Origin of the sequence: Tritonibacter multivorans (assembly GCF_001458415.1) — a bacterium.
GTDB lineage: Bacteria > Pseudomonadota > Alphaproteobacteria > Rhodobacterales > Rhodobacteraceae > Epibacterium > Epibacterium multivorans.
Genome location: NZ_CYSD01000021.1, coordinates 182,727 through 189,918, shown reverse-complemented (window position 1 = coordinate 189,918; position 7,192 = coordinate 182,727). Strand labels below are relative to the sequence as shown.

Annotated in this window: 6 protein-coding genes; 5 read left to right on the top strand and 1 reads right to left on the bottom strand. The window is 55.5% G+C overall.

The genetic code is table 11. The features are described from left to right. Positions 1–222, bottom strand: a 222-nt coding sequence (locus tag TRM7557_RS08155; protein ID WP_058289723.1) for a transposase, incomplete at its 3' end; no start/stop codon positions are given. A gap of 448 nt (positions 223–670) precedes the next feature. Between TRM7557_RS08155 and TRM7557_RS08150 the strand changes: the two genes are divergently transcribed. From TRM7557_RS08150 to TRM7557_RS19560, 5 genes are all read left to right on the top strand, one after another. Beyond that, the gene (locus TRM7557_RS08150; protein ID WP_131727533.1) at positions 671–1,432 is read left to right on the top strand and encodes a DUF6634 family protein; all 762 of its coding nucleotides are present in this window, start codon (positions 671–673) and stop codon (positions 1,430–1,432) included. 265 nt (positions 1,433–1,697) lie between these two features. Beyond that, positions 1,698–2,402, top strand: coding sequence for a hypothetical protein (locus TRM7557_RS08145; protein ID WP_131727532.1), 705 nt, complete (start codon positions 1,698–1,700; stop codon positions 2,400–2,402). Then, entirely contained in the window at positions 2,402–4,609 is a 2,208-nt protein-coding gene (locus tag TRM7557_RS08140) for a DDE-type integrase/transposase/recombinase (RefSeq protein ID WP_058289720.1), read from the top strand. The genes TRM7557_RS08145 and TRM7557_RS08140 overlap by 1 nt, the downstream gene beginning before the upstream one ends. Beyond that, the gene (locus TRM7557_RS08135; protein WP_082626555.1) at positions 4,606–5,586 is read left to right on the top strand and encodes a TniB family NTP-binding protein; all 981 of its coding nucleotides are present in this window, start codon (positions 4,606–4,608) and stop codon (positions 5,584–5,586) included. The genes TRM7557_RS08140 and TRM7557_RS08135 overlap by 4 nt, the downstream gene beginning before the upstream one ends. After that, positions 5,574–7,058 carry a TniQ family protein gene (locus TRM7557_RS19560; protein ID WP_082626554.1) on the top strand — a complete coding sequence of 495 codons (1,485 nt, stop codon included), beginning with the start codon at positions 5,574–5,576 and terminating at the stop codon, positions 7,056–7,058. The genes TRM7557_RS08135 and TRM7557_RS19560 overlap by 13 nt, the downstream gene beginning before the upstream one ends. Positions 7,059–7,192 lie beyond the last annotated feature (134 nt).

Genomic DNA, 7,192 nt, shown 5'->3' with positions numbered 1-7,192 from the left:
ATGCAGCTTTTCGATCTCTGCCGCCGATATCATCGGTTCAGCGGTCGCCGGGCCACTGAAGACCTGTGCCATGTTCTCAATCGCGGTCCGTTTCCAGCCGCTGATCATAGTGGGGTGGATGTCATACTTCTTGGCCAGCTCGGCCGTCGTGAGCTCCTCGCGGATGGCCTCCAAAGCAACCTTCGCCTTGAACTCTGTCGAATAGCGTTTTCGTTTGGTCATTTCTGTGCGTTCTTCCTCAGGCGCTACAGCTTAACACTTGGTCCGAAATCCCGCGACCATCTCTGCTCTATGAAAACAATTGGCGCTTCATTGAGCAAGACCGATTGGGCGATGAGGAGCAGGCGCTGATTGATGAGCTGATCACTCGGTTCGGAAACGGGGTTTTTCTGCCGCGCTGAGCGCCCGTTGAGTTTGTGGACCTTGTCTCGAGAGCAACACCAACTGCGACAGCAGTTTATTGTAAGTGGCATTGAGGATCTTTCGAAACAGCAAGGCCCGGGTTCCAGGAGCATCGGGCTATCCCAAACAATGTTGAGAACTTCCGAGGTGGTGCGCTTTTTCGCAGCTTCATTTGATTCGAAAATTTCCAACCCATCTCCGTTCGCGTTGCGCTTTTGGGAAGGCTTGAACATCTATGGGTTGTGCCTGCTTGCCTGCTGTACACCTGATGAGCGACGAATTCCATGGCTATGAAAAAAGTATCTTTTGGCTTTTAGAACGCGAAAATTTTTACTGTCACTCTCAACCTCATGAGTGCGCTCAAATTTCAAAAATGAGAATTTTTCAAAGTTTTCTTTTCGCAAAATTACCTGTTTGCACCTTTTGCCGAGTGACGATTAGAGCAGCGTCCGAACGCGCGTTTATCGTATCAATTCAATGTGGCTCCGAGCTGTGCATGCCAGGGCGGAAAGCTGCGACAGGACAAGACATGTTCAAAAATACTGACCAAAGCCATACCGCCGATTTCATCGATCGTTGTATTTTGGCGTTTCAGGCCGCTTTAGACGGGCCTGATCCTGCAGACAAAGAAAATGAAGCGCCGCTTCTCTGCGACTACGTAGCTGTGATAACGGGCCGCAAGTTGAGCCTTCAGGGCTTTGCACTGGACCATCCACGTCTGGGTACTGGGCCGCTCCAAACGTCACTGCTGATACATGTTTCTAATGATCAAAAATGGGCACGAACACTGTCACGGTGGTACCGCCCAGACGCGCGGTTGGCATTGGATCCATCTGTACAAAATATGGACTGGGACGGAAGCAATTTTTTCGAATCGACGGGCCTCTGTGGCGTTTGTGTTCCTATGAGCGTTGCGAGGCAGGTGCTCAATCAGCGACCTGCAGAAATACTCAGCCTCGCGCTTGCAATTGGAGACGCGCAAGCCGCCAAAGAGCTCAAGAAAATTGAGGGCCAATGGCCGATTTTTTAGCGAAAGTGTGTAAGTACCTGTTTTTGAGAAATAAAAAATTGGGGATTCTGGCGATTTTTGCTTTTGGTTTCAAAAAAGCGCCTAGCTAGCTTTTGACGCCAATGAACACAGCGAGGATCACACTGTGAAATTCCAGAACATCTAACCTCGACGCCATTGGTTTGGCGCGCGGTATCACGGCGCGCCAAACCAAGCCCACAGCAAATCCTTACACCAACTTCAGCACTACACCTCGGCGCAGCCTGCGTTCGAGAACGGAGAACTTATGTCCACACATCTGCAACAGTTGCCGCTGGCTCGCCAAGTTTCTCAACGCACGCGCCCTCTGCCAAGCAGAGCAAAGCGCACAATCCCTAAGTCAACCCGCCGTCATTTTGTCGGAGAATTAGTTTTCAATCGTGCAGGGCACCGTCAGCGCCTCGGCTTCGCCAGCATGTACGAGCATAATGCCGCTCTCTGCTTCATCTATCGTCCAGATTTTCTGGACGTCGAAGAACAGCTAGCGTCGCTGCCCTTCGTTTTGCCCAATGGCAAGAAATCGGAGCATTTCTTCGATTTCAGGGTGACGTTCAAATGTGGGCGCCGGGTTTGCATCTCGGTAAAGCCCGAAAGGATCGCCCAGACGTACCAATATCGCGCAAAGATGGACTGCATCAGGCAGGCAGCGATCGGTAATATCTGCGATGAAGTGCGCACCTTCACCGAACGCAACATCGATCCGGTCGAATTGCATAATGCGAAGCTGTTTCACTCCTCGCGCGATCCAGAAGTCGAATTGGATGCACGTGTCATTGCGGCGCTGCAACTGGTCACTTCTCCGGTCCGCATTTCCGATTTCCTCGCCGAAATTGGCCTTGAGGGGGTCGGCTTTCGCAGCGTCGCACGCGCAATCCGGCTTGGCGAAGCCAAGCTGTTCAATCGTGAAAAGATCACTGGCCGGAGCTTGATCATCTGCGGGGAGACGACCTGATGGCGGCTCCTTTCAAGAAAAACATCAAAATGCTTCTGGAAAAGGGCTGCGATTTTCAGATCGGCCTGCGCAAAGGGCGTGTCCTCGAATTGCGCCCGGAAGGATATTTCGTTTTCTGGGAGCCGTGGACCGATCCTGACAGCGGGGAGTGCCACGAGAGCACTGCCGGTATCTACAGCTATGATGCCATTGTCACGGACAACAATTATGGGGTTCTTAAGATCCTCAAGCGCCCCTTGGTTCAACCGACGGCGAGCGACCGCATCCGCCGTAGCGAACGGGTCCTTGCGGAGGTCGCGCGTCAGAAGTTCCGAAAACAGTATGTCCTAGCCATTCAGGGCATGCTTGACCGGGGTGAACTTAACCCTGTTCGAGATGATTTTTGCGCGAAGATCATCACTATCATCGCGAACGGAGGCCAGCGGTACCGCGAATACCTGGCTGCATTGTCGATGCGGGAAACAAAGCGCGGCGGTACCAAGGTTCAGAAAACCAAGAAGGCGCAGGACCGCGCCGTCGAGTTCCATCAGGGATTTAAATGCGGCCACACCATGTGGAAATGGTATAGGGCATGGGTGGTCAACGGCGACGACGGCTTGTTCGATAAATACCGCAATTGCGGTCGCTATAAACGGTACAACGATGCGACCGATAGCTTCATCGAACGCCATCTTGATATGCTGTGGGATTGTGAGAAGCCGACAATCACGTCTTTCGTAGAAAGCGTTCAGGCTGCGATTAACGCCGAAAATGAACGCAGGGAGCGGTTGCCTGTGCCCGCAATCAAGCTGCGGCGGCCAGGTTACGACTACATCAGGGACAAGATTAGGGAGTTGGCGCCGATCAATCATGCGCTGCGCAGGAACAGCCGCGATAAGGCTTATAAAGACCTGCACACGCTTGGCATGGGAGTCATGACGTCCCGCGTGTTGGAGAGGGTCGAAGTTGACGAATACACGGTAGATCTGTTCGTACTCATGCGCGAAACCGGCCTTTTTGATCACCTGCCGCAGACGATCAAGCAGCTGATTGGGCTGGACGGCAAAGCCAGCCGGGTCAGCTTGTCTGGCGCTATCGACGTCCACACCCGCTGCTTCGTGGCTTTGCAGATCGTCCCGCAAGGCGTCGAGAGCCCGCTCGCCCGGACCCTCGAGATGATCTACATGGACAAGTCGCCCATCGCCGATGCGGCCGGCGCCAGGTTTGGTTGGCCGATGGGTGGGGCACCTGAGAGTATCGTTTTTGACCGCGGCGATAAGTACATCTCGGACGATGCATACGAAGTCCTTGCTGATCTCGGGATCACCAATCTTGGTTGCCCCGCAGGCAAACCATGGCTGAAACCCTATATCAAGCGGGTCTTCCGGACGGTTCATAACGATTTGCTCTTACGGTTCTCCGGCAGGGCATTCAGCAATGTCGTCGAGCGCGGTGAGAACGACGCCGCGGCTCGAGCGACCCTGACGCTGGAGGCCTTCCTGTGCTGGCTTGTGCGCTGGGTTGTTGACGCCTACCACACCAAGGAGCACTCCGCGCTTGGCATGTCCCCCGCGCAGGCTTGGGAAAGAGGCTGCAAGGAGTGCCCACCGCGATCCCTGACAAGCGATGAGATGCGTGAAGTCTTCGGTGTCCGCACGCGCCGAAAGCTGACGCGCAAGGGCGTTCTCGTTCACAAAATAGACTACCAGTCCGATGCGCTCATGCACATGTGCCTCACCGAGAAGGTCGACGATGTCGAGATTCTGCGTTGGGACGGTGATATCGGTACCATCTCTGTGCGCGCGGGTATTGGCTCATGGATGACCGTGCCAGCCTGTGATGAGCGCTGGATCGGCAAGAGCGAGTTGGAGATGCTGGCCGAACTGGCGGAGGAGGATGATGCGGACGCGGCTGATATCGATGCTGAGTGTCTAGCGCGGCGCGACTTTATCAACGACGGCAATCGCGAGTCGTACCGCCTCAAACGCGTGATGGGTTTGATTTCTCTACCCAAAACTGTGGATGAACTTGAATACGAGACCCAGCGTTTCATGCGCCATACCGACACCGCGGAGCGTCGACACAAGGCGGGCCCGCATCGCCCATTGATGGGCGACCTCGACGGCACGGCACCGACCGACACTACCCCTGCTGCCAATCATGCACACGAAGAAACGACTGCCGATCACCACGTGCAGGCGGACGACGACAATCACACGATGGAATGACCAGGATGACGACCCAGACTGCAACCCCGACCACGACCACCGAGAAGACCGCATGGCTGGAGGCGCGCTACTGGCGCTTTGGCATGGAAGATGAGCTGGAAGACCAGCTCGTCGATCTCTTCGAAATTGACGACAATGGCGCGATGACCGCACAGCCGCGGGTCGATCCGCTGACCGGCGAAAGTCGTGGCCTCATGGTGTTGGGCCGCTTCGGAGACGGGAAAACGGCGCTCCTGAAACGGATGCTGCGGGTGAACCCTGTTCTGACGGAGGCAACCGAGGGGCATGAGGGGAACACGCTCTACATCACCGTGCCTCCCGAAGCGACGATCAAGAAGCTTGCCGAGCTGATCCTTGTAAGGACGGGCTACCATCGCGTCGATGCCAAAATCCGCTCTGCGGATGCATGGGAGATGGTCATGCATCGGCTGACCAATTTCGGCATTCGGGCGCTCATCATCGATGAATGCCATCACATCTTCCGCCGCGGCTCGGGCCGAGATGTGGCAGGTGCGATCCAATCCCTGAAGCACATCATGCAATCCGCCGGTGGGGTGGCGCTGGTCATCGCGGGCGTTCCCAGCCTGCGCGATGACATTCTCTCGGAACAATCCGGCGAAACCGCTCGCCGCTTCCAAGAACTCTCCATGGGTGACATCCGGCCTGGCAGCAAGGAGGTCTCGGATTTCATCCGGAACGTCGCCTATTCGGCCAAGATGCTTGGTCTTGCCATGCCGGACGGCAGCGCCATGGCCGAGCGCATCCTGTTTGCCCAGCGCGGCCAGATCGGGCGGAGCGTCGAACTGGGCAAGCTGATCCTGAAGGATGCTGTGACCCGCAAACGAACGGAATTGACCCTTTCTCGGGCAGAGGTCGTGTACCGCAAGAGCTCCAAGTGCATCGGCATGACCCCGTTTCATTCTGGCGACTGGCAGGACGTGCAGCGAGAACTCTCGGCCATCGGATGGGGGCAGTGACCATGCTCTGGCCTCAGTTGCCCTTCGATCCGCAGGAAACCCTGATTTCCTATGCCGACCGCTTGTCCATTTTCCATACCAGCCGCGGGATGGAGCGGCTCTTGCGCGACAACGGGATCCACCACGAGCATTTCGTGTCTGGGCGCGCGGAAGCTGTCGAGAAGTTCGTTGAGGTAATTGGTGAAACGTTTGGCACCTACATGGACAATGCCATTCGGGTATTGCGGCGCAGGGGAGAGTTTCGCGGTGAGCCGATTTCAAAGGCTTTCTTGTCACCACGTGCTGCTCGCTATTGCCCTTGTTGCCTAGCCGAAGACGGTGCACCGGAAGATTGGCGTTTCCGTTTGATGTGGGGTTTCCGACACGTTCAGCGCTGCGAGAAGCACGGTGTCTGGCTCGAGCCAACAGGTAGGGCCTCAGCAACCAACTTGCGCGTGGCTATGAGTGATATGCCTTTGGCTGATCCCAAAGCCGCAGTCGGCCCTGTTCCAACCTATCTCGAATGGTTGCGCGCGCGGGTCCATGGACAGGTTGTGGATGAGACGCCTTGGCTTGCGGATCAAACACTTGAACATGTTCTGGCTGCCGCTGAAATGATCGGTGCTGTTTTGCAGCACGGCCACAAAGTCAAGCTGACCAAACGTTCACCTGCAGAAATCGAAGAGGCCACTGATATAGGGTTCTCGATCTACAGCGAGGGCCCTGAGGCCGTTGAAGAAGCGCTCGACACGATCCGCCAAACATCGCCAGCGACTGCCGTTCAAGCGGGCCCGCTGGCGCACTATGGGAAGCTCTTTGATTGGTTGGATCGCAGATGTAATGCAATCGATCCCGGTCCAATCCGAGACCTTCTGCGCGACCACATTGTAAAACACTCGGCCGTCGAGCCCGGCACCTCCATTCTTGGCGTTGAAATCACCGAGCGGCGATTCCACACGTTGAACAGCTTGTCGGAAACTGTCGGGGTGGAACGAAAACGTCTGGCGCGTCTCCTCAAGAGCATGGGCGAAATTCCAGCCGATGTGACCGAGGTCGAGTGCGGAAATCTGGTGTTTGAAGCCAAAGAGACTGTCCCACTGGTGGAGGCGTTTCAAAGCGCAATCCCGATGCGCGATGTTCCAGATTATCTCGTGGCAACGAAACATCAGTTTGAAGCGCTCTATCGTTCCGGAATACTCCAACCGCTTGTCCCTCGGACGGGACGCGGGTCCAATCGCCACGTTGTGTTCGCTCAGACGCATCTCGATGAAATTTTGGGATGGATTGCGAACTTGCCTGAAATAGGTGGTTCAGATCTGCAGGATGTTCATTCGATTTCTTATGCCTGCCAGCGCGGCGCAGGCCGGTTCGAAAACCTTTTCGCAGACATATTCAAAGGAAAGACGGCCGCGTTCCGAAATCCGGACAGGAAAGGGGTCGGATCTATATATGTCGCGGTCAAACCTTTGATTGCTGAAAGGTTTGCAGCTTAGGTCTACACATCAGTTCAGGAAAACGAGCCCGCTTTGGCGGGCTTTTTTGTTGCCTAATCAAAGGTTTCGCGCGATCTTACCTCGGACTTTCGCGGGATCTTTGCTCCTAGGCCGAAAAACACAATAATAAATCA

Bases quoted from the DNA above. Each gene is read 5' to 3' on its own strand.
- TRM7557_RS08150 (WP_131727533.1), top strand. From the start codon at position 671: ATGAGCGACGAATTCCATGGCTATGAAAAAAGTATCTTTTGGCTTTTA.
- TRM7557_RS08145 (WP_131727532.1), top strand. From the start codon at position 1,698: ATGTCCACACATCTGCAACAGTTGCCGCTGGCTCGCCAAGTTTCTCAA.
- TRM7557_RS08140 (WP_058289720.1), top strand. From the start codon at position 2,402: ATGGCGGCTCCTTTCAAGAAAAACATCAAAATGCTTCTGGAAAAGGGC.
- TRM7557_RS08135 (WP_082626555.1), top strand. From the start codon at position 4,606: ATGACCAGGATGACGACCCAGACTGCAACCCCGACCACGACCACCGAG.
- TRM7557_RS19560 (WP_082626554.1), top strand. From the start codon at position 5,574: ATGGGGGCAGTGACCATGCTCTGGCCTCAGTTGCCCTTCGATCCGCAG.